This window comes from Pseudomonas sp. nanlin1, from assembly GCF_045571515.1.
GTDB lineage: Bacteria > Pseudomonadota > Gammaproteobacteria > Pseudomonadales > Pseudomonadaceae > Aquipseudomonas.
The window spans coordinates 1621022-1645464 of sequence record NZ_CP124218.1 but is presented as its reverse complement, the minus strand read 5'-3'; the positions used below and the strand labels follow the sequence as shown (position 1 = coordinate 1645464).

Annotated in this window: 23 protein-coding genes; 11 read left to right on the top strand and 12 right to left on the bottom strand. The window is 60.8% G+C overall.

From position 1 onward, the window contains the following. Positions 1-11: 11 nt before the first annotated feature. The 5 genes from QCL65_RS07685 to QCL65_RS07665 all read right to left on the bottom strand — a co-directional run bounded on the left by QCL65_RS07685 (position 12) and on the right by QCL65_RS07665 (position 4366). A complete protein-coding gene (locus QCL65_RS07685) occupies positions 12-1751 on the bottom strand; it encodes an ABC transporter ATP-binding protein (protein ID WP_407316729.1) in 1740 nt (579 codons plus the stop codon). Positions 1752-1785: 34 nt separating this feature from the next. Further along, on the bottom strand, positions 1786-2388 hold the full coding sequence (locus tag QCL65_RS07680; protein WP_407316727.1) for a DsbA family protein: 603 nt from the start codon (positions 2386-2388) through the stop codon (positions 1786-1788). A gap of 38 nt (positions 2389-2426) precedes the next feature. Next, entirely contained in the window at positions 2427-3365 is a 939-nt protein-coding gene (locus QCL65_RS07675) for a rhodanese-related sulfurtransferase (protein ID WP_407315669.1), read from the bottom strand. A 150-nt stretch (positions 3366-3515) separates the two neighbouring features. After that, positions 3516-3815, bottom strand: a complete 300-nt coding sequence (locus tag QCL65_RS07670; protein ID WP_407315668.1) for a BolA family protein — start codon at positions 3813-3815, stop codon at positions 3516-3518. A gap of 11 nt (positions 3816-3826) precedes the next feature. Beyond that, the gene (locus QCL65_RS07665; protein WP_407315667.1) at positions 3827-4366 is read right to left on the bottom strand and encodes a DUF2059 domain-containing protein; all 540 of its coding nucleotides are present in this window, start codon (positions 4364-4366) and stop codon (positions 3827-3829) included. Positions 4367-4557: 191 nt separating this feature from the next. Between QCL65_RS07665 and QCL65_RS07660 the strand changes: the two genes are divergently transcribed. Together QCL65_RS07660 and QCL65_RS07655 are read left to right on the top strand one after the other, a co-directional pair. Then, on the top strand, positions 4558-5934 hold the full coding sequence (locus tag QCL65_RS07660; RefSeq protein WP_407315666.1) for a class II fumarate hydratase: 1377 nt from the start codon (positions 4558-4560) through the stop codon (positions 5932-5934). A 179-nt stretch (positions 5935-6113) separates the two neighbouring features. After that, positions 6114-6311 carry a DUF6316 family protein gene (locus QCL65_RS07655; protein WP_407315664.1) on the top strand — a complete coding sequence of 66 codons (198 nt, stop codon included), beginning with the start codon at positions 6114-6116 and terminating at the stop codon, positions 6309-6311. 8 nt (positions 6312-6319) lie between these two features. Here the strand turns inward: QCL65_RS07655 and pap are convergent, their stop codons facing one another. Continuing rightward, complete coding sequence (gene pap, locus QCL65_RS07650; RefSeq protein WP_407315663.1) at positions 6320-7825, bottom strand: polyphosphate:AMP phosphotransferase; 1506 nt, start codon at positions 7823-7825, stop codon at positions 6320-6322. Positions 7826-7920: 95 nt separating this feature from the next. Here pap and mnmC point away from each other — a divergent pair, with 95 nt between their 5' ends. Beyond that, positions 7921-9897 (top strand): bifunctional tRNA (5-methylaminomethyl-2-thiouridine)(34)-methyltransferase MnmD/FAD-dependent 5-carboxymethylaminomethyl-2-thiouridine(34) oxidoreductase MnmC, encoded by a 1977-nt coding sequence (mnmC, locus tag QCL65_RS07645; protein WP_407315662.1) that lies wholly within the window; start codon positions 7921-7923, stop codon positions 9895-9897. Positions 9898-9903: 6 nt separating this feature from the next. On the opposite strand, the gene QCL65_RS07640 is transcribed toward mnmC, so the two are convergent. Beyond that, positions 9904-10650 carry a LuxR family transcriptional regulator gene (locus QCL65_RS07640; RefSeq protein WP_407315661.1) on the bottom strand — a complete coding sequence of 249 codons (747 nt, stop codon included), beginning with the start codon at positions 10648-10650 and terminating at the stop codon, positions 9904-9906. Between the two features lie 593 nt (positions 10651-11243). Here QCL65_RS07640 and QCL65_RS07635 point away from each other — a divergent pair. The 4 genes from QCL65_RS07635 (at position 11244) to QCL65_RS07620 (ending at position 16308) form a co-directional block, all read left to right on the top strand. After that, positions 11244-13016 (top strand): N-acetylglutaminylglutamine amidotransferase, encoded by a 1773-nt coding sequence (locus tag QCL65_RS07635; protein ID WP_407315659.1) that lies wholly within the window; start codon positions 11244-11246, stop codon positions 13014-13016. Between the two features lie 3 nt (positions 13017-13019). Then, positions 13020-14762, top strand: coding sequence for an N-acetylglutaminylglutamine synthetase (gene ngg / locus QCL65_RS07630; protein WP_407315658.1), 1743 nt, complete (start codon positions 13020-13022; stop codon positions 14760-14762). Between the two features lie 60 nt (positions 14763-14822). Beyond that, a complete protein-coding gene (locus QCL65_RS07625) occupies positions 14823-16010 on the top strand; it encodes an osmoprotectant NAGGN system M42 family peptidase (protein WP_407315657.1) in 1188 nt (395 codons plus the stop codon). 70 nt (positions 16011-16080) lie between these two features. Next, on the top strand, positions 16081-16308 hold the full coding sequence (locus QCL65_RS07620) for a YheU family protein (RefSeq protein ID WP_407315655.1): 228 nt from the start codon (positions 16081-16083) through the stop codon (positions 16306-16308). Here the strand turns inward: QCL65_RS07620 and csrA are convergent. Next, positions 16305-16490 (bottom strand): carbon storage regulator CsrA, encoded by a 186-nt coding sequence (gene csrA / locus QCL65_RS07615; RefSeq protein ID WP_407315654.1) that lies wholly within the window; start codon positions 16488-16490, stop codon positions 16305-16307. The two genes, QCL65_RS07620 and csrA, sit on opposite strands and share 4 nt — an antisense overlap. A 293-nt stretch (positions 16491-16783) precedes the next feature. Here csrA and QCL65_RS07610 point away from each other — a divergent pair, with 293 nt between their 5' ends. Beyond that, positions 16784-16942: a DUF3309 family protein gene (locus QCL65_RS07610; protein ID WP_407316725.1), complete on the top strand. Its 159-nt coding sequence runs from the start codon at positions 16784-16786 to the stop codon at positions 16940-16942. A 68-nt stretch (positions 16943-17010) separates the two neighbouring features. Here the strand turns inward: QCL65_RS07610 and QCL65_RS07605 are convergent, their stop codons facing one another. The 3 genes from QCL65_RS07605 to QCL65_RS07595 all read right to left on the bottom strand — a co-directional run bounded on the left by QCL65_RS07605 (position 17011) and on the right by QCL65_RS07595 (position 19975). Then, on the bottom strand, positions 17011-18669 hold the full coding sequence (locus tag QCL65_RS07605) for a cation acetate symporter (RefSeq protein ID WP_407315653.1): 1659 nt from the start codon (positions 18667-18669) through the stop codon (positions 17011-17013). Then, positions 18666-18977, bottom strand: coding sequence for a DUF485 domain-containing protein (locus QCL65_RS07600; RefSeq protein ID WP_407315652.1), 312 nt, complete (start codon positions 18975-18977; stop codon positions 18666-18668). Before QCL65_RS07600 ends, QCL65_RS07605 begins: the two co-directional genes overlap by 4 nt. Positions 18978-19120: 143 nt before the next feature. After that, positions 19121-19975: a glycine betaine ABC transporter substrate-binding protein gene (locus tag QCL65_RS07595; protein ID WP_407315651.1), complete on the bottom strand. Its 855-nt coding sequence runs from the start codon at positions 19973-19975 to the stop codon at positions 19121-19123. Between the two features lie 183 nt (positions 19976-20158). Between QCL65_RS07595 and QCL65_RS07590 the strand changes: the two genes are divergently transcribed. Next, positions 20159-21706, top strand: coding sequence for a glycosyl hydrolase family 17 protein (locus QCL65_RS07590; protein WP_407315650.1), 1548 nt, complete (start codon positions 20159-20161; stop codon positions 21704-21706). A 38-nt stretch (positions 21707-21744) separates the two neighbouring features. Here QCL65_RS07590 and QCL65_RS07585 read toward each other — a convergent pair whose 3' ends face one another. Beyond that, positions 21745-22113 (bottom strand): hypothetical protein, encoded by a 369-nt coding sequence (locus QCL65_RS07585; protein WP_407315649.1) that lies wholly within the window; start codon positions 22111-22113, stop codon positions 21745-21747. Between the two features lie 222 nt (positions 22114-22335). Here QCL65_RS07585 and QCL65_RS07580 point away from each other — a divergent pair, with 222 nt between their 5' ends. Beyond that, positions 22336-23634, top strand: coding sequence for a serine/threonine protein kinase (locus QCL65_RS07580; protein WP_407315648.1), 1299 nt, complete (start codon positions 22336-22338; stop codon positions 23632-23634). After that, a complete protein-coding gene (locus QCL65_RS07575; protein WP_407315647.1) occupies positions 23627-24415 on the top strand; it encodes a VacJ family lipoprotein in 789 nt (262 codons plus the stop codon). The genes QCL65_RS07580 and QCL65_RS07575 overlap by 8 nt, the downstream gene beginning before the upstream one ends. The last annotated feature ends 28 nt before the right edge of the window (positions 24416-24443 follow it).

Here is a 24443-nt window from a genome sequence, read left to right as displayed (position 1 = left end):
CAGCATTGCACTCACATTTGCTGCAAGTGACCGTAGAGCTGGGCGTACAGCCCACCGTCAGCAATCAGTTGCTGGTGGTCTCCGTCTTCGGCAATGCGCCCGCCGTCAAACACCAACACCCGGTCAGCCTGTTTTACCGCCGATAACCGATGGGCGATGATCAGCGTCGTGCGGCCCCGCAAAAAGCGCCCCAGCGCTTGGTGCAACTTGTATTCAGTGGCGGCGTCGAGCGCCGAGGTGGCCTCGTCCAAAATGACCACGCGGGGGTCAGCCAACACCATGCGAGCGATCGCCAAGCGTTGCCGCTGCCCGCCGGACAAGCGCACGCCAGAACGCCCGACAATGCTATCGAGGCCCTGGGGCATGGCGTGGATGGTGGCGTCCAACTGGGCGATCTGCAAAGCATTCCAGCAGGCGCTGTCGGTGCACTCGCGGCCCATGGTCAGGTTGGCGCGAATACTTTCGTTGAATAGCGCTGGATGCTGCAACACCACCGCCACGTGCTCGCGTACGGTTTCCAGCCCGATGTCCGCCAGGGTGGCGCCGCCGAAGCGGATTTCCCCGGCTTGCGGGGTATACAGGCCGAGCAGTAATTGCACCAAGGTACTTTTGCCGCCGCCGCTGGCACCGACGATGGCGACTTTCTCCCCGGCCGCGATGTTCAGGTCGAGGCGGTCCAGGACCGGGTCTTCGCCATAGCTGAAGCACAGGCCGCGGGCTTCGACGCTCACCGTGGCATGGCCCGTGAATGGGTCGGTACCACCAGGGTATTGCGGCTCATCTTTACGCGACAGCAGTTGGTTGAGCCGCACCAGCGCACCGTCAGCAGCGTAGTAGGCATATTGCAGGTTGAGCAGCTGTTCTACCGGGCCGATCATGAACCAAAGGTAGCTGAACACCGCGAGCATCTGGCCGATGGAGAGGTCGGAAAACAGCACCGTCAACATTGCCGCCGCGCGAAAGATGTCGATACCGAACTGGAACAGCAAGCCGCTGGCGCGATTCGAGGCATCGCTTTTCCACATCGACGCCACGGCATAATCGCGCACTTCCCGTGCCCTCAAGCCAAGACGGCCGAGGAAGAACCCCTGCCGGTTGCCGGCGCGGACCTCTTGGATGCCATCGAGGGTTTCGGTCAGCGCCTGGGTGAACCGCGAGGTGCTATCGTTTTCGAGTTTTTTCAGGTGCTTGACGCGCTTGCCCAATTGCACCGTGGCATAGATCACCAGGGGATTGAACAGCATGATCAACAGCGCGAGTTTCCAGTGCATCCAGAACAAGATGCCCGCCGTGCCGACCAGGGTCAGCATCGCCACCAGAAACCGGCTAAGGGTGTCACCGATGAATTTATCCAGGGTATCCAAATCGGTGACCAGGTGCGTGGCCACGGTGCCGCTGCCCAGGCTTTCATACTCGCTGAGGGAAATGCGTTTGAGCCGGTCGATCAAGCGAACCCGCAACCGATAGACGATGTCTTTCGCCAACACAGCGAATAGACGCGCCTGGATCACGTTGAACAACAGCGCCGCGCTGCGCAATAACAGGGTGCCTACTAACATCAAGCCAATGTAACCGGCTGCCACTTGCCAGTGCGCCGGCAATAGCCGGTTCATCCATTGCAGCGCGGCGTCGCCCTGACCCAGCAGCACTTCGTCGACCAGCAATGGCAATAGCAAGGGGATGGGGACGCTGCACAGCGCCGCCAACACGGCTACCACGTTGGCCGCCCAGAGCGCCTTGCGATGGCGCATGGCAAGGCGGCGGACCTGGGCCCAGCTGAGCTGGTCAGGCACGGGGCGTTCGCTCCAGCCAGCGACCCAACAAGGGGGCCAGGGTGTCCAACGGCTGATAGCCATTGGTCAGCAACGCAAGCTGGCCATCACGCTCGGCCAGTAACGTCGGGAAACCGGCAATGCCCAGGTCCTGTACCCAAGCAAAATCGGCAGCGGTGGCGCGGTAGTGCTCGACACCATCAAAGGCCTCGGCGAATTCGATACGCGGCACTCCCGCTTGCTCGGCCAACGCCACCAGCTCGGCCGCCTGGGTGACGTCGCGGCCTTGGGCATAAAACGCGTGCTGGATTAGCCGCGCCAAAGGCCAAGCACTACCCGGGTCGAGCTGACGCACGGCGACTACGGCACGGCACGCCGGCTCGGTGTCGTAAACGAAGCCCTCGGGTAACGCCCCTTCGAACGCGAAAGGCTGCCCCGTGGCCTCGTGCACGGCTTGCCAATGCTTGAGGATATAGCTGCGGGTCGAAGGGTCCAGCGCCGCCCCGGCACCGGTGCGTAACCCACCCAGCACCATATGGGTCTCGACGCCCACTGCGTGCGCCTGCTCGATCAATGCTTCAGCCACCGGGGCGAAGCCCCAGCACCACGAACACATTGGGTCCATCACGTAGAGCAGGCGGGCGCGGGGCATGGTCAGACCTCGGTGGCTTTGCGGTAATTATGGCCTATGGGATGAGGCAAGTTACGCGCCTTAGCCAATTCAATTTGTTTTTGCCGGTCAATCGCGCTTTTGCGGGTTTTCTCGCTCAGGCTGTTCCAGCAATTGGGGCAACTGATGCCTGGCACGTAATGCTCCGACTGGCGCTCCTCGACGCTGATAGGCATGCGACAGGCGTGGCATTGGTCGTAATCACCTTCGCTCAGGTCATGGCGAACGGTCACGCGGTTGTCGAATACGAAGCAGTCGCCCTGCCAACGGGTCTCCTGCTGGGGCACCTCCTCCAGGTATTTGAGGATGCCGCCCTTGAGGTGATACACCTCGTCGAACCCTTCATTGAGCATGTAGCTGGAAGCCTTCTCGCAGCGAATGCCACCGGTGCAGAACATAGCGACCTTCTTGTGCACCTTGGGGTCGAAATGCGCCTTGATATAGTCCGGGAACTCACGAAAGCTAGTGGTCTTGGGGTCGATGGCGCCTTCGAAGGTGCCAATGGCCACTTCATAGTCGTTGCGCGTGTCGATCAGCAGCACCTCAGGGTCGCTGATCAGCGCGTTCCAGTCCGCCGGTTCGACATAGGTACCCACCTTGCGGTTAGGGTCGACACCGGGCACGCCCAGGGTGACGATCTCTTTTTTCAACTTGACCTTGGTGCGGTAGAACGGCTGCTCGTCGCAGTACGATTCTTTATGGTCGATATCGTCCATGCGCGGGTCAAGCTTGAGCCAGGCCAGCAGGCCGTCGACCCCTTCGCGAGTGCCTGAAACCGTGCCGTTGATGCCTTCTTCGGCAATCAGCAGGGTGCCTTTGATGCCATTCTCGAGCATGGCCTGCAGCAGCGGTTCACGAAGCTCGACGTAGTTTTCCAGAGTGACGAACTTGTACAGTGCCGCCACGACAATCGGTGGTGTCATGGGTGAAGCCTCCAGGTGGTCAGCCTCGTAAGGGCCGGACCGGGTCAGTACCGCCAATGCGGATATCGGCGCAAAAAAAACGCGCCAACGGCAGAACCGTTGGCGCGTCGCGGATTTTAGCAAAATCCGTACGGCATGTGTGAGGGCCGATCAGCCCTTACTGCCGCCTGCGCAGGTGGGCGAGGCAGGGGCTGCACCGACCTTGCTCCACTCTTCAGGCGTGTAGGTGTGCAGCGCCAGGGCATGAAACTGCCCCATCAGTTCACCCAGCGTGGCATACACCTTCTGGTGGCGCTTGACGCTGTTGAGCCCTACGAATTGCTCACTGACCAACACCGCCTTGTAGTGCGTCTGTTGGCCACGGCTGTGCATATGGCTCTCGTCAAGCACCTGAAGATGCTGCGGTTGCAATAGAGCCAGGGAAGACTCGATGCGTTGCTGCATGGACATTGCCCGCTCCGTTACGGCTTCTTGGCCGGTGCTGGCGCGTCAGCCTTGCCGGCAGCGCCTTGAGGGTCGAGTTCTTTGGTCATGTCAGCCAGCAGCTTGTTGACGACCGGTACAGCGCTTTCCAGCTTCTGCTGGGTCAACTGAGCCGACTGCTGGGTGATCGCTGGCATTTTCTCCAGGACCTTTTTGCCCAGGGGCGACTGGTAAAACTTGACCAGGTCTTTGAGTTCTTGCTCGTTGAAATTGGTGGTGTACAGCTTGACCATGTCCGGTTTCAGCTTGTTCCAGCCAATGGCTTGATCCAATGCAGCATTGGCCTTGGCCTGATAGCTTTCCAGCGTGGCCTGTTTGCTAGCCGGTGCCTTGGTTTGTTCGAAACGCTGGGCAAACATTTGCTGAACCTGCATGTACACAGGAGTACCCAGCTTGTCGGCATGGGCCATCATCAGAAAGGCTTCGGCGCTGGCGTTGTGGCTGGCAGTGTCGGCGAGCACTTGGCCGCTGGCGCAAGCCAGTACGGCTGCGGTGCAGATGGCACGAAGACGAGTCATCGAGTTTCCTTTATTAGCAGGCGGGGTCACACCCCGGAATGAACCATTCTGCGCCCAAGCAAGGCTGGCACTCAACCCTGGTGTCGCGCGGCAACCATGACTCAGATGGAACTGGCTGCAGCAGCTGGCGCCTAAAACAGCAACGTTAATGCTGGAGCAGCAGAAGCTGGCTGCATCACAAGGAGAGCAGAATGAAGCGCACCGAAACAGACAGCCTGGGGCCGGTCGAAGTTCCTGAAGCCGCTTATTGGGGGGCGCAAACCCAGCGCTCGCTGGTCAATTTCGCCATCGGTGAAGAGCGCATGCCATTGGCCGTACTGCACGCGCTGGCTTTGGTGAAAAAGGCCGCCGCGCGGGTCAACGACCGCAACGGCGACTTGCCGGCCGACATCGCGCGGCTGATCGAGCAAGCCGCTAACGAAGTCTTGGCGGGGCAGCATGACGATCAATTTCCACTGGTCGTATGGCAGACCGGCAGCGGTACCCAAAGCAATATGAACGTCAACGAAGTGATCGCCGGGCGCGCCAACGAGCTCGCCGGTGGCGTGCGCGGCGGCAAGACGCCAGTGCACCCCAATGATCATGTGAACCGCTCGCAGAGCTCCAACGACTGCTTCCCTACGGCTATGCACATCGCCGCCGTACAAGCGGTCAACCACCAGCTGATGCCCGCGATTGCCGAGTTGTCGGCAGGCTTGGCCGAGCTGTCGGCGCGCCATGCCAAACTGGTCAAGACCGGCCGTACTCATATGATGGACGCCACCCCCATCACCTTCGGTCAGGAAGTGTCGGCCTATGTGGCGCAGCTCGATTACGCCCAGCGCGCGTTGCGCAATGCCCTGCCTGCCGTGTGCGAATTAGCGCAAGGCGGCACGGCGGTAGGCACCGGCCTGAATGCCCCCCATGGCTTCGGCGAAGCCATCGCCGCCGAGCTGGCGGCGCTGTCAGGTTTGCCGTTCGTCACCGCACCCAACAAATTTGCCGCACTGGCGGGCCATGAGCCGCTGGTGTGCCTGTCGGGCGCCTTGAAGACCCTCGCCGTGGTGCTGATGAAGCTGGCCAACGACCTCCGCCTGCTGGGCTCCGGCCCGCGCGCCGGGCTGGCCGAAGTGCGCTTGCCGGCCAACGAACCGGGGAGCTCGATCATGCCTGGCAAGGTCAACCCAACCCAATGCGAAGCGCTGTCGATGTTGGCTTGCCAGGTACTGGGCAACGATATGGTGATAGGCCTGGCATCGAGCCAAGGCCATCTGCAATTGAATGTGTATAAACCGGTCATCATCCATAACCTGTTGCAATCGATCCGCTTGCTGGCCGATGGCTGCAGTAACTTTCAGCGCCACTGCATTGTCGGCCTGGAGCCGGATGCCGCCCAGATGGCCACTCACCTGGAGCGTGGCCTGATGCTGGTGACGGCGCTCAACCCGCACATCGGTTATGACAAGGCTGCAGAAATCGCGAAAAAAGCCTATACCGAGGGCACCACCTTGCGTGAGGCTGCCCTGACGTTGGGGTATTTGAGCGATGAACAGTTTGATCAGTGGGTGAAGGCTGAAGATATGCTTTGACCCTTGGGGAGAGCTCGGGGGCAAGCCCCCTCCTACGGTTCGTGGCATATGCGAGATTGTATGTGCCGCTGACCTCCATAGGGCGATTTCCCGGCGCTCAGCCCAACATCAAGGTTGAACCGCCCCGCCGTTATGCCCAGAATAGCCAGCAAACTGCCCCTATTCCCTTGGAGACAACCATGTTCGGCAAACGCGCTGAAGACCCCGCCCCCGCTACGCATTTCCGAGCCGATCGGTTAAGCGTGGTGAACGGTGAGTTTTTCTTCAGCACTCGCGAAGACACCCTCGAAGGCCCGTTCCGCACCCGGGAGGAAGCCCTCGCCGCCAGTAGCAAATATGTTGAACGGGTGGTGCGGCGCGAAGGCGATTCGGCCTGACTCGACCTTCAATGGCCTTTGCGGTGCTTTTTGTCGCGCTTGAAGGCCGCCTCCAGTGCCTCGTTCAGGGTGCGTAGCACCTTCACCCTGGCCCAGCGCTTGTCGTTGGCCTCGACCAGTGTCCAGGGTGCAACCTCGGTGCTGGTGCGATCGACCATATCGCCTACGGCATCGCGATAAAGCGGCCACTTGTCACGGTTGCGCCAGTCTTCTTCAGTGATCTTGAAACGTTTGAACGGGATCTGCTCGCGCTCCTGAAAACGCTCCAGCTGGGTCTGTTCATCGATGGCCAGCCAGAATTTCACCACCACAATGCCCGCATCATGCAGCTGCTCTTCGAAATCATTGATTTCGCTGTAGGCCCGCATCCAATCCGCCTCACTGCAAAAGCCCTCGACCCGTTCCACCAGCACCCGCCCATACCAGGAACGGTCGAACACGGTGAACTTACCCAGGGCCGGGACCTGGCGCCAGAAACGCCATAGATAGGGTTGGGCGCGCTCGTCTTCGCTGGGCGCCGCCACGGGTACAATGTGGTACTGGCGAGGGTCCAGGGCGGCGGCAACGCGGCGGATGGCGCCGCCCTTGCCTGCGGCGTCGTTGCCTTCGAATACCGCGACTAGCGCATGGCGGCGCATCGCTTTGTGGCGCATCAAATGAGCCAGGCGCGCTTGTTCCTCGATGAGCTGGTGCTGATAGTCGGCTTTGTCCAGGCGCACACTCATGTCCAGGCTGCCCAGCAGGCTGCGCCGGTCAATACTGTCGCCTATCGGCGCCATGGCCTGATGCAGCGACTCGGTGCGCACCTGCAAGGCCTGCTGCAGCCCCTCCAGCAAGATCCGCCCAACCGCCAGGCTGCGATAGCACGGGTCGAAGCCTTCGATCACGTGCCAAGGGGCATATTCGCGGCTGGTGCGCCGCAACACGCGCTCGCCAAAACGTACGAAACGGTCGTAGGTGCGGGTCTGCTGCCAGTCCAACGGGCTGATGCGCCAGCTGTGCAAGGGGTCATCTTTGAGCGAATCCAGGCGCGCCTTCATCTGCTTTTTCGACAGGTGAAACCAGAATTTGAAGATCAGCGCGCCTTCGTCGCAAAGCATCTGCTCCAAACGATCGGCGGCGTGGATCGCCTGGTCCAGCACGGGGTCCTTGAAGCGCCCATGCACACGGCCTTGCAGCATCTGGCTGTACCAGTTGCCGAAGAACACGCCCATACGGCCCTTGGCCGGCAACTGCCGCCAATAACGCCAGGCCGGCGGATGCGCCAGTTCTTCATCGGTTTGCTGGTCAAAGGTACGCACTTCAATCAGCCGCGGGTCCATCCACTCGTTGAGTAATTTAACCGTCTCACCCTTGCCCGCGCCCTCGATGCCATTGATCAAAATGATGACAGGGAACCGCGCTTGTTGCTTGAGCTCGTATTGCGCCTCGAGCAAGGCCTCGCGCAGGGCCGGGACTTCGGCCTCATAGGTTTCCTTGTCAATGGCATGACCGATCTCGGCAGACTCGAACATAAAGGGCAGGTCCTTGGGGTTAATACCCCAGCGTAGTGGAATGCAGGCTGCAAGGGTACGTAGAATGGACGCCTTGACCGCCCCATGAGTTTCAAATGATCAGCGCCCCCCAGCATGCCCAGATCGACTGGGACGAGCACGGCTTGCCGCGCTCGCGCGCGTACGCCGATGTGTACTTCTCGACCGAATCCGGCCTGGCGGAAACCCATCACGTTTTTATCGAGCAAAACCGCCTGAAGGAGCGCTTCCAGGCGCTGGCCGCCCACGAGCGCTGCGTGATCGGTGAAACGGGTTTTGGCACCGGCCTGAATTTTCTCTGCGCCTGGCAGCTGTTTCAGGCGTTGGCCTGCCCCGGCGCCCGTCTGCAATTTGTCAGTGTCGAGAAATACCCGCTACGCCCGGCCGACCTGCAACGTGCGCTGGCCCTTTGGCCGCAGCTGGCGGCCTACGCCGAACCGCTGATGGCGCAGTACGTGGCAATCCACCCAGGATTCCAGAGGCTGATGTTCGACGGCGGCCGGGTCAGCTTGACCCTGCTGGTGGGCGACGCGCTTGAGCAATTGCCGTTGCTCGACGGCCAGGTCGACGCTTGGTTTCTGGACGGTTTCGCGCCGGCGAAAAACCCCGAGATGTGGAGCCCCGAGCTGTTCGCCGAACTCGCCCGGCTGAGCCACCCGGGCACCACCCTGGGGACCTTCACCAGCACCGGCTGGGTACGCCGCAGCCTCAAGGCCGCAGGTTTCAAGATGAAACGGGTGCCCGGCATCGGCCACAAGTGGGAGGTGCTGCGCGGAGAGTTCCTCGGCCGCCCTGCCGAGCTGGGCGCCCTGCCCTTAGGCAAACCCTGGTTCGCCAGGCCCGCCGCACACACTGGTGAACGCCGCGCGCTGGTGATCGGCGGCGGGTTGGCAGGCTGCGCCACGGCCAACAGCCTAGCCCGGCGTGGCTGGCAGGTGTGCCTGGTGGAGCGGCATGCCGAGCTTGCCGCCGAGGCCTCGGGCAACCCCCAAGGCGTGCTGTACCTTAAGTTATCGGCCCACGGCACCGCGCTGTCGCAACTGATCGTCAGTGGCTTTGGCTACACCCGGCGCCTGCTCGAACATTTGCAGCGCGGCGTCGACTGGGCCGATTGTGGTGTATTGCAACTGGCCTTCGATGCCAAGGAAGTGCAGCGCCAACAGCCCTTGGCTGAGGCGTTCGATGCCAGCCTGCTGCGACTGGTAGACCTGGCCGAGGCGCAGCGGCTAGCCGGTGTCGGCCTGGCCCATGGCGGGCTGTACTACCCCGAAGGTGGCTGGGTGCACCCGCCGGCGTTGTGCCGTTGGCAGGCACAACACCCCAACATCCAGACACTTTGCAACCACCAGACGCTACAGCTGCGCCGAGTCGATGGCCTCTGGCAGGCCTGGGAAGGTGAACAGCTGCTGGCTGAGGCGCCGGTTGCCATCCTGGCGGGCGCGGCCGAGGTCACGACCTTCGCTGCGCAACTGCCCCTCAAACGCATTCGCGGGCAGATCACGCGGCTAGCCGCCACCAGCGCCAGCCAGGCCCTGGCGTGCGTGGTCTGCGCCGATGGTTACGTCGCCCCGGCGCGCGACGGTGAGCACACGGTCGGCGCCAGCTTTGACTTTCAACGTGAGGACCTGGCGCCAAGTGTCGCCGAGCACCAAAGCAACCTGGCACGCCTGCAGGATATCTCGGTCGACCTTAGCGCAAGGCTCGCCATTACCGACTACGCGCCCGACGCCCTCCAGGGGCGCGCCGCCTTTCGCTGCACCAGCCCGGACTACCTGCCCATCGTCGGGCCGCTGGCCGACCCCAATGCCTTCGCCGAGGCGTATGCCGGACTGGCCAAAAACGCCCGCCAGGTCCCCCAGCAGCCCTGCCCCTGGCTCGAGGGCCTCTACGTCAACAGTGGCCATGGCTCCCGCGGCCTGATCACCGCCCCGCTGTCGGGTGAGCTGATCGCGGCCTGGCTGGACAACGAGGTGCTACCCCTGCCCCGAGCGGTCGCAGAGGCCTGCCACCCCAACCGCTTTGCGGTACGCCAGTTAGTGCGCGGCAAGCCTTGACGGCGCCTACAGGCAGCCTGGCTTAGGTGCAGCAGGGCTGCCGAACAGGCCGGCTCGAGCGGCCCGCACCACAGCGGCGGTTTTGTTCGCAGCGCCGAGCTTGTCCATGGCACTGGCGATATGAAAAGCCACCGTGCGTTGGCTGATACGTAACGCCGAGGCTGTCTGAGCAGCGGTTTTACCCTCAGCACACAGCGCCAACACCCCGACTTCACGGTTCGATAACACACTGGGAGCTGGGCTAGGCAAGCGTGGCAGCGCCTGGTCCAGCAACGCTTGGTGGGCTGCACCGCCGAGCCAGGGGAGTAATAAGGCGCGATCTTCGTATGCGGCCAGGTCGGTCGGCGCATGGGGACAGCCGAGGGTCAGCACGCTCTCCAGCCCACTAGCATCGATGGTCAACTGCGAAAAACCATAGGCCAACCCATGTTTATTAATATCGTCCCAATAACCGGGCAAGGCGCTAAACACCTCCGCTGACCAACCGACGGGGGTCAGCGAATCGATGCCCAGCGTGACCATGGGATCGCAACTTCGGTGCTGCTGTAACCGGCAGCGATCGCGCCAACGGGCAGGGAAGTTGTCGTCGGCATACACAATGACAGCCGCCGCCGCAGCGCGGCCATGCAAGAAACTCAGGCTGCAATAATCAAACCCCAACAAATGGGCACATTGCACTAAGGCCTGAAACGCTTCGCGCCCTGACAAACCGGGGCCGAGATGAGGTAGTTGAAGTCCATTCCATCTATTCATATATAACCTGCGCTAATAGCGGCCCGCCTAGGTTCTGTACGTAACGTGCCTGCGCGTCGATCATGCTGCGTTAAAAACAGGCTCGAGCGCGAGTCCGATCGGAATGCTCATTTACGACCAGTAAACTCCGCTTCCTCGCCTGTTTTTGCCTTGCCTGATCGCCGCTCGGCGACTTTACGTACAGAACCGAGGTTCGAGGGGCATGTCACGGGGCAGTACTAATTAACCACAGCCCCCAAACTGTGCCAACACGGGACGGCTGTTAATTACAATTTATAAATTGTTTTACGAGAGGCAGCTGGTTAGCTTATTTGCACGGGCTTAGTTGCACGTAAATGAGTCGAACGTCTGTCGAAACTAAACTTTTATAGCGGGACTGTAATTCAACTTTCAAGCCTTTCTGAGAGCCCATGAGTGGGGATCCGTAGCCCTGTGAGTAGCGGCCTGCAAACCGCCATAGCGGGCGGAGCAAGTAGGTCGCAGGTGTTTCTTATAACTGATTGATCTAAAACTCCCTGTTTTTTCACCTGTCAGTTTCTTATCGACGCCCTCTGGGCACCCCAATCTCCCCAACGGAAAACCGGTAAGGACTTATGTGCGGATTAGCTGGCGAGTTACGTTTTGATCACCAACCTGCCGACCTGGCAGCTGTTGAGCGCATCACCCACCATTTGGCGCCACGCGGCCCCGATGCCTGGGGTTTTCACAGTCAAGGGCCGGTTGCCCTGGGCCATCGCCGCCTAAAAATCATGGACCTGTCCGACGGTTCGGCGCAACCGATGGTCGACGGCCATCTGGGCTTGTCGCTTGCGTTCAACGGCGCCATCTACAACTTCCCGGAACTGCGTAGCGAACTCGAAGGCTTGGGCTACAGCTTCCACTCCGGTGGCGATACCGAAGTTCTGCTCAAGGGCTACCACGCCTGGGGCGAAGCCATGCTGCCGAAACTCAACGGCATGTTCGCCTTTGCCGTTTGGGAACGCGATACCCAGCGCCTGTTCATCGCCCGCGACCGTCTGGGCGTCAAGCCTTTGTACCTGGCCCGCAACGGCCAACGTCTGCGCTTCGCTTCGGCGCTGCCAGCGCTGCTCAAGGGCGGCGATATCAGCCCTGTGCTGGACCCTATCGCACTCAATCACTACCTCAACTTCCATGCGGTAGTGCCCGCCCCGCGTACGCTGCTGGCCGGTATCGAAAAGCTGCCGCCCGCCACTTGGATGCGCATTGACGCTAAAGGCAACACTGAGCAAAAAGTCTGGTGGACCCTGCCCTATGGCCCGAACGCCGACGAAGCCAACCTGACATTGGAAGACTGGCGCGACCGCGTGCTCGACAGCACCCGCGAAGCCGTCGCCATTCGCCAGCGCGCAGCGGTCGACGTTGGCGTGCTGCTGTCGGGCGGGGTGGACTCGAGCATGCTCGTGGGCCTGTTACGGGAAGTGGGGGTCGACAACCTGTCTACATTCTCAATCGGCTTCCAGGACGCCGGCGGCGAACGCGGTGACGAATTCCAGTACTCGGACCTGATCGCCAAGCATTACGGTACGCAGCACCACCAGTTGCGAATCAAAGAAAGTGAGATCATCGAACAACTGCCCGCCGCGTTCCGCGCCATGAGCGAGCCGATGGTCAGCCACGACTGCATCGCCTTTTATCTGCTGTCGCGGGAAGTGGCCAAGCACTGCAAAGTGGTACAAAGCGGCCAGGGCGCGGACGAGTTGTTCGCCGGCTACCATTGGTACCCGCAGGTGGACGGCGCCAGCGACCCGTACGCAGCCTACCGCGAGGCCTTTTTCGACCGCAGTTACGACGACTACGCGCAAACCGTACAACCGAAATGGCTGACCGCCAATGACGCTGCTGGCGACTTCGTGCGCGAACACTTCGCCATGCCTGGCGCCGACGCCGCCGTGGACAAAGCCCTGCGTTTGGACAGCACCGTGATGCTGGTGGACGACCCGGTCAAACGCGTAGACAACATGACCATGGCGTGGGGCCTGGAAGCGCGTACGCCGTTTCTAGACTATCGCCTGGTGGAGCTGTCGGCACGGGTACCGGCACGCTTCAAACTGCCAGACGGCGGCAAGCAGGTACTCAAGGAGGCCGCTCGCTTGGTCATCCCCAGCGAGGTCATCGACCGTAAGAAAGGTTATTTCCCCGTGCCAGGCCTCAAGCACCTGGAAGGCGACACCCTGAACTGGGTGCGCGACCTGTTGCTCGACCCCAGCCAGGACCGTGGCCTGTTCAACCCGGTCATGCTCGACCGCCTGTTGACCGACCCCCAAGGCCAACTGACGCCGCTGCGTGGCTCCAAGCTCTGGCAGTTGGCAGCGCTGAACCTGTGGCTCAGCGAACAAGGAATCTGATTGATGAAACAGCATGCCAGTGCCTATAACCAGCGCCTGTTACGCGGCCAGTCGCCGTCATACGAGCGCCTACAGGCACGCTTCGCCGAAGACGGCAGCGAGCTGGGCGTAGCGCCACGGCCGTTGCACTGCGGTTGGGGCCGGCTATTGATCGGCCATACCTACCCGGAGCCCGCCGCGCTGTCAGCTGAGCTGCTCAACGAGCGCCCCGGCGAGCGCGACATTGCGTTGTATGTCGCTGCCCCCCAGCAGGTCTTGGCGCAGGCGCCGCAGCAGTTGTTTCTCGACCCGTCCGATACGCTGCGCCTGTGGTTCAGCGACTACCGGCCCGCGCAGCGGGTGTTCCGCGGTTTTCGCATTCGCCGCGCGCAGAACGAGGCGGACTGGGCGGCCATCAACCAGCTGTATCTTAGGCGCCGCATGCTCCCAATCGATCCAAGCCTGCTGACCCCCCGCCACCAGGGCGGGCCGGTTTACTGGTTGGCCGAAGACGACGACAGCGGTGCGGTGATTGGCAGTGTTATGGGCCTCAACCACCAAAAAGCCTTCCAAGACCCTGAGCGCGGCAGCAGCCTCTGGTGCCTGGCGGTGGACCCGCGCTGCACCCGGCCTGGGGTGGGCGAGGTGTTGGTGCGCCACTTGGTCGAACACTTTATGAGCCGCGGCTTGAGCTATTTGGACCTGTCGGTGCTGCATGACAACCGCCTGGCCAAGAACCTGTATGCGAAATTGGGTTTTCGCAACCTGCCAACCTTCGCGATCAAGCGTAAGAATGGCATCAATGAAACCCTATTCTTAGGCCCTGGGCCTCAAGCCGATTTCAACCCCTATGCGCGGATCATCGTCGACGAAGCCCACCGCCGGGGCATCGAAGTGCAGGTTGACGACGCCGAGGCGGGGTTGTTCACCCTGGTTCACGGCGGCCGCCGAGTGCGCTGCCGTGAATCGCTGAGCGACCTCACTAGCGCAGTGAGCATGACCCTGTGCCAAGACAAAAGCCTGACCCACAAAATGCTCAAGGGCGCGGGCCTAAGGGTTCCAGCCCAACAGCTGGCGGGCAGCGCCGACGACAACCAAGACTTTCTCGACGAGCATCAGCGGGTCGTGGTCAAGCCTTTGGACGGTGAACAGGGCAATGGCGTCGCCGTGGACCTGAGCACCCTTGAAGACGTGCAAAGCGCCATTGAGCATGCCCGCCAGTTCGACAGCCGTGTGCTGCTGGAAAGCTTCCACGAAGGCCTCGACCTGCGCATCGTGGTGATTGGCTTCAACGTAGTGGCGGCGGCCATTCGCCGGCCCGCGCAGATCACCGGTGACGGCCAGCACAGCGTCATCGAGTTGATCGAAGCCCAGAGCCGGCGGCGCCAGGCGGCCACCGGTGGCGAAAGCCGCATCCCGGTCGACCAGGAAACCCAGCGTACGGTGCAGGCCGCCGGCTTCGAATACGACAGTGTCTTGCCCAAGGGCCAGCTACTCGCCGTGCGCCGCGCCGCGAACCTGCACACCGGGGGCCACTTGGAGGACGTAACCGACACCCTGCATCCCACCTTGGTAGACGCGGCGGTACGCGCAGCACGGGCGTTGGACATTCCGGTGGTCGGCATGGACCTTATGGTGCCTGCGGCGGACCAGCCCGAGTATGTCTTTATCGAGGCAAACGAGCGGGTCGGTTTGGCCAACCATGAGCCACGCCCCACCGCCGAAAAATTCGTCGATTTGCTGTTTCCGCACAGTCGACCCGCTTGATTACGCCGGGCCCCACGGGCCCGGGCGTTCGCCTAATTTTTATCCATATCAGGAGTCCCTATGACGAGCCGAATTCCCGAGCCGGATATCAACTACCTGCAGAAAGTCCTGCTGGAAATGCTTGCTATCCCCAGCCCGACCGGTTTCACCGACACCATCGTGCGCTACGTCGCCGAACGCCTCGAAGAACTGGGCATTCCCTTTGAGCTGACCCGTCGCGGCACCATCCGCGCGACCCTCAAGGGCCAGAAAAACTCGCCAGACCGTGCGGTCTCCGCGCACTTGGACACCATCGGTGCGTGCGTACGTGAAGTGCAGGACAACGGGCGACTGTCATTGGCGCCGGTGGGTTGCTGGTCCAGCCGATTCGCCGAAGGTAGCCGCGTCAGCGTGTTTACCGACACCGGTGTGATCCGCGGCAGCGTTCTGCCGCTCATGGCGTCGGGGCACGCCTTCAACACCGCAGTGGATCAGATGCCAGTCAGTTGGGATCACGTCGAGCTGCGCCTGGACGCTTATTGCGCCACGCGTGCCGACTGTGAGTCCCTGGGGGTCAATATTGGCGACTATGTGGCATTCGACCCATTGCCAGAGTTCACCGAAAGCGGGCATATCAGTGCGCGGCACCTGGATGACAAGGCCGGCGTGGCAGCGCTGTTAGCCTCGCTCAAGGCCATCGTCGAGAGTGGTGAGCAACCGCTGATCGATTGCCACCCACTGTTCACTATTACCGAAGAAACCGGCTCCGGTGCCGCTGGCGCCCTGCCCTGGGATGTTAGCGAATTCGTGGGCATCGACATTGCCCCCGTGGCCCCAGGGCAGCACTCCAGCGAACACGCGGTGAGTGTGGCCATGATGGACTCGGGCGGGCCCTACGACTATCACCTGTCGCGCCATCTGCTGAAACTGGCAGAAGAAAACGAGCTACCGGTACGCCGCGACATGTTCCGCTATTACTTCAGCGATGCCCATTCGGCAATCACTGCGGGGCACGATATTCGCACGGGCTTGCTGGCCTTCGGCTGTGACGCCACCCATGGCTACGAGCGGACCCATATCGACAGCTTGGGTGCGCTGAGCCGTATGCTCACAGCCTACATGCTCAGCCCCCCGGTATTTGCCAGCGACGCCAAGCCAGGGCATACCTCACTCGAGCGTTTCAGCCACCAATTGGAGCATGATGCCCAACTGGAAAACGAAACCCGCGTGCCCGCGGTGGATAGCCTCGTGGGTCACAAGCATAATTGAGGTTTGCGACGGATCGGGGCAGAGCGCTTTTGCGCCTGGCCCGGTCGTCAACCCCTGACAGGAACCCGAAATGCTTATTCCCCACGATCAATTGGAAGCCGACACCCTAACCCGCTTGATCGAGGAATTCGTGACCCGCGAGGGCACCGACAACGGTGATGAAACGCCGCTGCAGACCCGGGTAGAACGGGTCCGCCATGCGTTGGATAAAGCCCAAGCCTTCATCGTTTTCGACCCCGATGCACAGCAATGCCAACTGATGCTCAAGCACGACATTCCCCGGGAGTTGTTCGACTAACCTGGCTGGCTTTCGGCAAGGCTTTCACGGATGCGCCGGTAGACTTCCGCGCGATGAATCTCCACGTTGCGCGGCGCTTGAATGCCCACACGCACCGTCGCCCCGCGCACCTCGATGATCTTTACCCAGATGTCGTCGCCTATGGCGATGAACTCTCCCACCTGTCTAGTCAACACCAGCATGACCTTGCACTCCCTGTCTATTTGGAGCCTGGAGACTGCCGCGTCTAACAATGGCCCTCAATACATACAGGGGGAAAGAGCCACGACTTACAAACAACGGTAACTTTCCCTACAGAAATCCTGCCCGAAGTTGAACCATTCAGAACCCATTTCGCTACACGCGGCTTCGCACAGGAAGCCAGCAAAAAAGATTTTCAAAAAATTTCTGACTTTTTTTAACGCGGCAGAGTCGGAGGTTGTAAGCGGTCATATTTAGATGACTGACGAGTCCTTCAAAAAGTCTAAATAAGGAAATCGCCATGGGCACAATACTTATCATCATCCTGATCCTGCTGCTGATCGGCGGCTTGCCCGTGTTTCCGCACTCCAGGAGTTGGGGTTATGGCCCGTCGGGTATTCTCGGTACCGTGCTGGTGATTCTGCTGATCCTGGTATTGCTCGGTAAAATATAACCGCACGCGATACCCATGAAAAAAGGCAGCCTTATTAGGCTGCCTTTTTTTGTGGCGGTTATCTGAGGTTAGTGGGAAACCGCCCCACTGGCGCCCAGGCCAGTTTGCGAACGGACGAATTGCGGGTAGAACAGTGCACGTTCTTTCACGCCTGCTTCGGATTTATCGGTGATCGAGAAGAACCAGATGCCGACAAATGCAATGGCGATAGAGAACAGCGCCGGGTACTCATACGGGAAGATCGCCTTCTCGTGATGCAGGATCTGCACCCAGATGGTTGGGCCCAGCACCATTAAGCCAACGGCGCTGACCAAGCCCATCCAGCCACCGATCATTGCACCGCGGGTAGTCAGCTTCTTCCAGTACATGGAAAGCAGCAGCACCGGGAAGTTACAGCTGGCGGCGATGGAGAATGCCAGGCCGACCATGAACGCGATGTTCTGGCTTTCGAACATAATCCCCAGGCCAATTGCCAACACTGCCAAGGCAATGGTGGTAATTTTCGACACACGGATTTCATCTTTGTCGTTGGTTTTGCCTTTTTTGATCACGCTGGCATACAGGTCATGGGACACCGCCGACGCACCGGCCAGGGTCAAACCTGCTACAACTGCCAGGATCGTGGCGAACGCAACGGCCGAGATAAAGCCCAGGAAGATACTGCCACCCACCGCATCGGCCAGGTGCACCGCCGCCATGTTGTTACCGCCGATCAACGCGCCTGCCGCGTCTTTGAACGCCGGGTTGGTGCTGACCAGCAAGATGGCGCCGAAACCGATGATAAAGGTCAGGATATAGAAGTAACCGATAAAACCGGTGGCATAGAGCACGGATTTGCGGGCTTCCTTGGCGTCGCTCACAGTGAAGAAGCGCATCAGGATATGCGGCAGGCCAGCGGTACCGAACATCAGTGCCAGGCCGAGGGAGAACGCCGAGATCGGGTCTTTCACCAGGCCACCTGGGCTCATGATCGCTTCACCTTTGGGGTGAACCTTGACCGCCTCGGAGAACAGCATATTGAAGTCGAAGTTGACGTGCTTCATCACCATCAGGGCCATGAATGACGCACCGGAGAGCAGCAGCACTGCCTTGATGATCTGCACCCAGGTAGTAGCCAGCATGCCGCCGAACAGCACGTACAGGCACATCAGGATACCCACCAGCACCACGGCAACCGCATAGTCCAAACCAAACAGCAGTTGGATCAACTTACCGGCACCGACCATTTGCGCGATCAAGTAGAACGCCACCACCACCAAAGAACCACACGCGGACAGCGTGCGAATTTCTTTTTGCTTGAGGCGGTAGGACGCCACGTCGGCGAAGGTGTACTTACCCAGGTTGCGCAGGCGCTCGGCGATCAGGAACAGAATGATCGGCCAGCCCACCAGAAAGCCGATGGAGTAGATCAGCCCGTCGTACCCGGAGGTGAATACCAGAGCGGAAATCCCCAGGAAAGAAGCCGCCGACATATAGTCGCCCGCAATCGCCAGGCCGTTTTGAAAACCGGTGATCTTACCGCCCGCCGCATAATAGTCGGCGGCCGACTTATTACGCTTGGAAGCCCAATAGGTGATGCACAGGGTTGCGCCGACGAAAGCCACGAACATGATGATCGCGGCCACGTTTAGGGGTTGTTTTTGCACCGCACCGGTCAGCGCTTCGGCCGCCCAGGTGGGTTGCGCCATGGCCGCCAGGGCCAATATTGCCGATAGCCGCCGGATCATTGCGCGGCCTCCTTGAGGATGGCGTTGTTCAGGTCATCGAACTCGCCATTGGCGCGCCGAACATAGATCGCCGTCAGCACGAACGCCGACAGGATAAGGCCGACACCGATCGGGATACCCCAGGTAATGGATGACTCAGGGCTGAGCTTGGCACCCAGTATTTGCGGACCATAAGCGATCAGAAGAATAAAAGCGGCATACAGGCCGAGCATGATCGCCGAAAGAATCCAGGCGAACCGCTCGCGTTTTGAAACCAGCTCTTTAAAGCGCGGGCTGTTTTGAATCGAAAGGTAAATGCTGTCGTTCATTGTTTTTGTCCTCGCAGCACAGATGGGGCATTGCCACCTGTACTGTAGGCCGCCCAACGGCGGCTGCAAGAACGACCTTAGTAGTAGAACCTAAGCCCGCCACCGGCTCTGACAGGGCCGGTGGCGGGTTTCAGAGGGGGATATTACTTACCGGCCCACTCAGTGGCCCGCTCAGGGTGCTTGGCCAGCCAGGCCTTGGCTGCGGCTTCCGGCTTGGCACCTTCCTGGATCGCCAGCATGACTTCGCCAATTTCGTCCTTGGAGTTCCACTGGAACTTCTTCAAAAACGCTTCGACTTCTGGGGCTTTTTTAGCCAGCCCTTTGCTGCCAATGCTGTCGACCGTTTCAGCAGCGCCATAGACACCCTTCGGGTCATCCAGGAAGCGCAGTTTCCACTTGGCGAACATCCAGTGCGGAACCCAGCCGGTAACGGCAATTGACTCATTCTTGGCATAGGCGCGCCCTAGCTCGGAGGTCATCGCCGCGCCTGAACTGGCTTGCAGCTTATAGTCCAGGCCGTAGTCCTTGATGGCTTGATCGGTCTTGAGCATGACGCCCGAGCCGGCATCGATGCCTACGATTTTCTGTTTAAAGCTGGCGTCGTCTTTTAGGTCGGCAATACTTTTGGCTTTGACGTACTCGGGCACGATCAGGCCAATCTTGGCATCTTTGAAGTTGGTGCCGTAGTTGACCACTTTGTCTTTATTCTTGGCCCAATACTCGCCATGGGTCACCGGCAACCAGGCGGACAACATGGCGTCAAGCTTGCCGGTCGCCACGCCTTGCCACATGATACCGGTGGCGACCGGCATCAGTTTGACGTCATAGCCAAGTTTTTCTTTGATCACTTCAGCAGCAACGAAAGTGGTCGCTACACTGTCAGACCAGCCGTCCACATAGCCGATCGTGATGGTCTCCTTGGTGGCGGCGCTGGCCAGGCTGCAGCCCATGGCCAGAATGAGCGCGGCGCCAGCGCCCAGCATCTTTTTCATCTTCATCCGACTTCCCCGAAAGACAGTGGCCGACGGTTGTCGGGCCCCCCTTCGATCATCGGCTTCCACCGCGCAACGCCATGCTCCGCGTACGACCTCAAACATACGATCAACGACATCGGACATTGCGAACCTGCCGCAATATATTTACAGGTAAGATGCCCCCCTGTGTCTGATTAGCGGCCCCCTATGTCAACGACCGTTCGCCCTCCCCTGCCCCTTTATCTATTAGCGTGCCTGTTCAGCCTGTTAGCGCTGTTCAGCCTTTGGTACAGCCTGGGCCGTCCCGTGAAATTAGCGGACGCCGCGAGCCCCACGCATAAACTGCAATGCGTGTCGTACACCCCTTTCGATAAAGACCAGTCGCCCTACGACCAGCCCCTGCAACTGCGCCCGGCGCGTATCGACGCCGACCTGGCGTTGTTGGCCAAGCGTTTCCAATGCATTCGCACCTATTCGATGACCGGCTTGGAAGGGGTCCCGGCGCTGGCCCGCAAGCATGGCCTGAAAGTTATGCTGGGGGCTTGGGTCAACGCGAACCCCAAAGACACCGCCCATGAAGTGCAGGCGCTGATCGATGCGGCCAACGCTAACCCCGACGTGGTGACCTCGGTCATCGTCGGCAATGAGGTGTTGCTGCGCAAGGAAATTACCGGCGGCCAGTTGGTCAAGCTGATCGCGCAGGTCAAGGCGGCGATCAAGCAACCGGTCACCTACGCCGATGTCTGGGAGTTTTGGGAGCAATACCCTGAAGTGGCGCCCGCCGTGGATTTCTTGACTATCCACCTATTGCCCTACTGGGAAGACAACCCCAAGGGTATCGACCAGGCGCTGGCCCATGTCGCGCGAATCCGCCAGGACTTCGGCGAACGCTTCGCCCCGAAAGATATCCTCATTGGTGAAACCGGCTGGCCCAGCGAAGGCCGCCAGCGCGAGACCGCCCGACCCAGCCGGGTCAATGAAGCCAAATTCTTGCGCAACTTCGTGTTCATGGCCGAACAACGCGGATGGCACTACAACCTGATCGAAGCCTTCGACCAACCGTGGAAACGCGCGAACGAAGGCGCGATGGGCGGCCATTGGGGCATTTACGATGCCGACCGTCAGGACAAAGGCATTCTGGCTGGCAGGGTTTCCAACCTGCCGAGCTGGCCGCGTTGGCTGGCGCTCAGTGCCGCATTATTTTTCGTCGGCCTTTACCTGGCGGGCCCCTCGCCGCGAGCGCGCTCCACCTTGGGCGTGCCGTTGCTCGCCGCGTTCGGCGCGGGCAGCATTGGCCTATGGGCACATCAGAGCTGGGTCGACAGCCGTTTCATCGAAGAATGGCTGTGGGCCGGCCTGATCGGCTTGCTCAATCTGGTGGTGCTGGCCCATGCCACCCTTGCCATGGCCAAGCCCAGCGGCTGGCGCCAGCACTGGTTCAACTGGCTGGAGGCCCGTGCGCGGTTCTGGTTGACCGCCAGTGGCTTCGTGGGCGCGGTGTTGATGCTGGCGATGGTCTTCGAACCTCGCTATCGCAGCTTTCCCTACCCCGCGATAATGCTCCCGGCCTTGGTGTACCTGGTGCGCCCAGTGGCGGCGCGGCGTGGCGAAGTCACGCTGTTGCTGGCAATCGTGGCCTTGGGGATTCCCGTGCAGCTCTACCTGGAAGGCCTGCGTAACCCACAAGCCTGGGCGTGGGCGGCAGCCAGCGCTGTAATGGCAGCCGCCCTTGTACGCGCATCTCGCACCCGGTGAACGGCCGCTGCCGCGGCCTCTCGGGGCCAAGGCCCCTCCTACGGGTGTTGAGCTTCGCGCACCAGGCGTAGGCCGGCGATGACCACTGCAAACACGGCCAGGCTGGCGGTGTATAGCACCAGTGAAGGCAAACCCAGCAGCAGCGCCACCACAGCCAGGCCGCGGCCCGCCCGATGGGCCGTGAAGAAACTGACCAACGCCAAACCCAATGCGGCCCAGGCCATTACCCGAAAATGAATGACCAACCCCAGCCCGCTGCGCACTTGGCACTCCCAGCGCTGGCCCTGTTCAGCGCAGATGCCCAGCCAGTCCGCCCGCTCCATCAGGCCATAGCGCAGCCCATAACTGGCGGCCAGGCAGCCGGCCAAGGCAATCAGTAGAACGATCAGAGGAACGTGACGGGCCATGGGTGACTCGATTGAGCGAAGGAGCTCTAGGATAAACGCCCGTGCGTCGCCTGAATACCGCCGACGGTAGGTCGGTGGCTCGCGAGAAAAAGCCGATTGGGTGTATCTTGCTGCCGCCATCGTTATTTTGTGTGTAAATGCGCCCCCGCTTGGCAACTTGCCATCAGCGCGGTTGTCCTAGCCTGCGTACGTTAATCAGCACTTCCTTTCAGGAACCCAGTCATGCCTCGATCATTACGCTTCGCTGCCTTTGTGGGCGGCCTCATTTTGAGTGCGTCCGCCCTGGCGAAGGATGTCGACCCCGCCACTTACGGCTACCCGTTGACCAATCCTTTTGAAGCGACCATCGCCTCGACCCCGCCGGACCTGCGCCCGGAGTTGCCGGCCGATGCCGACATCGATCAAGACGACTACAGCCTGAAACTGCGCCCCGAGCGCGAGTTCACCCTGCCTGACAACTTCTGGGCCGTGAAGTCGCTGCGCTATCGGCTGGCCGAACAGGACCACGCCGCGCCGCTGATCTTCCTGATCGCAGGCACCGGCGCGCGTTATGACAGCAGCCTCAACGAGTACCTGAAAAAGCTCTACTACAAGGCCGGTTATCACGTAGTGCAGTTGTCGTCGCCGACCAGCTTCGACTTCATGACCGCGGCCTCGCGCTTCGCCACCCCCGGGGTGAGCCAGGACGATGCCGAGGATCTGTACCGCGTCATGCAAGCCGTTCGTGCGCAGCACCCCAAGCTGCCAATCAGCGACTTCTACCTGACCGGCTATAGCCTCGGAGCGCTGGACGCCGCGTTCGTGGCCAAACTGGATGAAACCCGCCGCAGCTTCAATTTCAAAAAAGTGCTGTTGCTCAACCCGCCAGTCAACCTCTACACCTCGATCAGCAACCTCGACAAGCTGGTGCAGACCCACGTGAAGGGGATCGACAACAGCACTACGTTCTACGAACTGGTGCTGGCCAAGCTGACCCGCTACTTCCAGCAAAAGGGCTACATCGACCTCAACGACGCCCTGCTGTACGACTTCCAGCAGTCCAAGCAGCACTTGTCGAACGAACAGATGGCAATGATCATCGGCACCTCGTTCCGTTTCTCGGCCGCCGATATCGCCTTCACCTCGGACCTGATCAACCGCCGTGGGCTGATCACCCCGCCCAAGTATCCGATCAGCGAAGGCACCAGCTTGACGCCATTCCTGCGCAAAGCGCTGCAGTGCGATTTCGACTGCTACCTGACCGAGCAAGTGATCCCCATGTGGCGCGCCCGTACCGATGGCGGCAGCCTGTTGCAACTGGTCGACCAGGTCAGCCTGTACGCCCTCAAGGACTACCTGAAAAACAGCCCGAAAATCGCCGTTATGCACAACGCCGACGACGTGATCCTCGGCCCGGGCGACTTGGGTTTCCTGCGTGACACCTTCGGTGACCGCCTGACCGTGTATCCACACGGCGGCCACTGCGGCAACATCAATTACCGCGTCAACAGCGACGCCATGCTGGAGTTCTTCCGTGGCTAGAGCATTCCTGTTCATTGGCGCACTGCTGTGCGCTGGCCTGGTTCAGGCCGAGACTGCCCCGGCACCTGCGCGCGTCACCGTCGACAAAGACGGTTTCACCGAGCCGTTGAAGCAGCTCAAATTCAACCCCGGCCTGGACCAACGCGAGTTCGAGCGCTCCACGCTCACGGCGTTGAACGTCTATGACCCGCTGGAAAACCTCAACCGGCGCGTTTACCACTTCAACTACCGCTTCGATGAGTGGGTGTTTCTGCCCGTAGTCGACGGCTATCGCTACGTCACGCCGCGCTTCGTGCGCAGTGGCGTGAGCAACTTTTTCAGCAACCTGGGCGACGTCACCAACCTGGTCAACAGCCTGCTGCAGTTCAAGGGCAAGCGCTCGCTGGACATCACCGGGCGGCTGGTGATGAACACCACCGTGGGGATTTTTGGTCTGTGGGACCCGGCGACCATGGTCGGCCTGAACAAGCAAAGCGAAGACTTCGGCCAAACCCTGGGCTTCTACGGGGTGCCGGGCGGGGCTTACGTGATGTTGCCATTCCTTGGCCCTTCCAACCTGCGTGACACCGGCGGGCTGGTATTCGACTTCAGCGCTGAGTCGGCCATCAACTTCCTCAACGTGTCCCAGGCGGCCAGCGACCACCCTGCGATCTGGGCCCTGCGTGTGGTTGACCGACGCCACACCACCAGCTTCCGCTATGGCCAGACCAACTCGCCATTCGAGTATGAGAAGGTTCGCTACGTTTACACCGAAGCGCGCAAGTTGCAGATCTCCGAGTAACCCTAGCGCGACTGAATCGGGGGCTTGC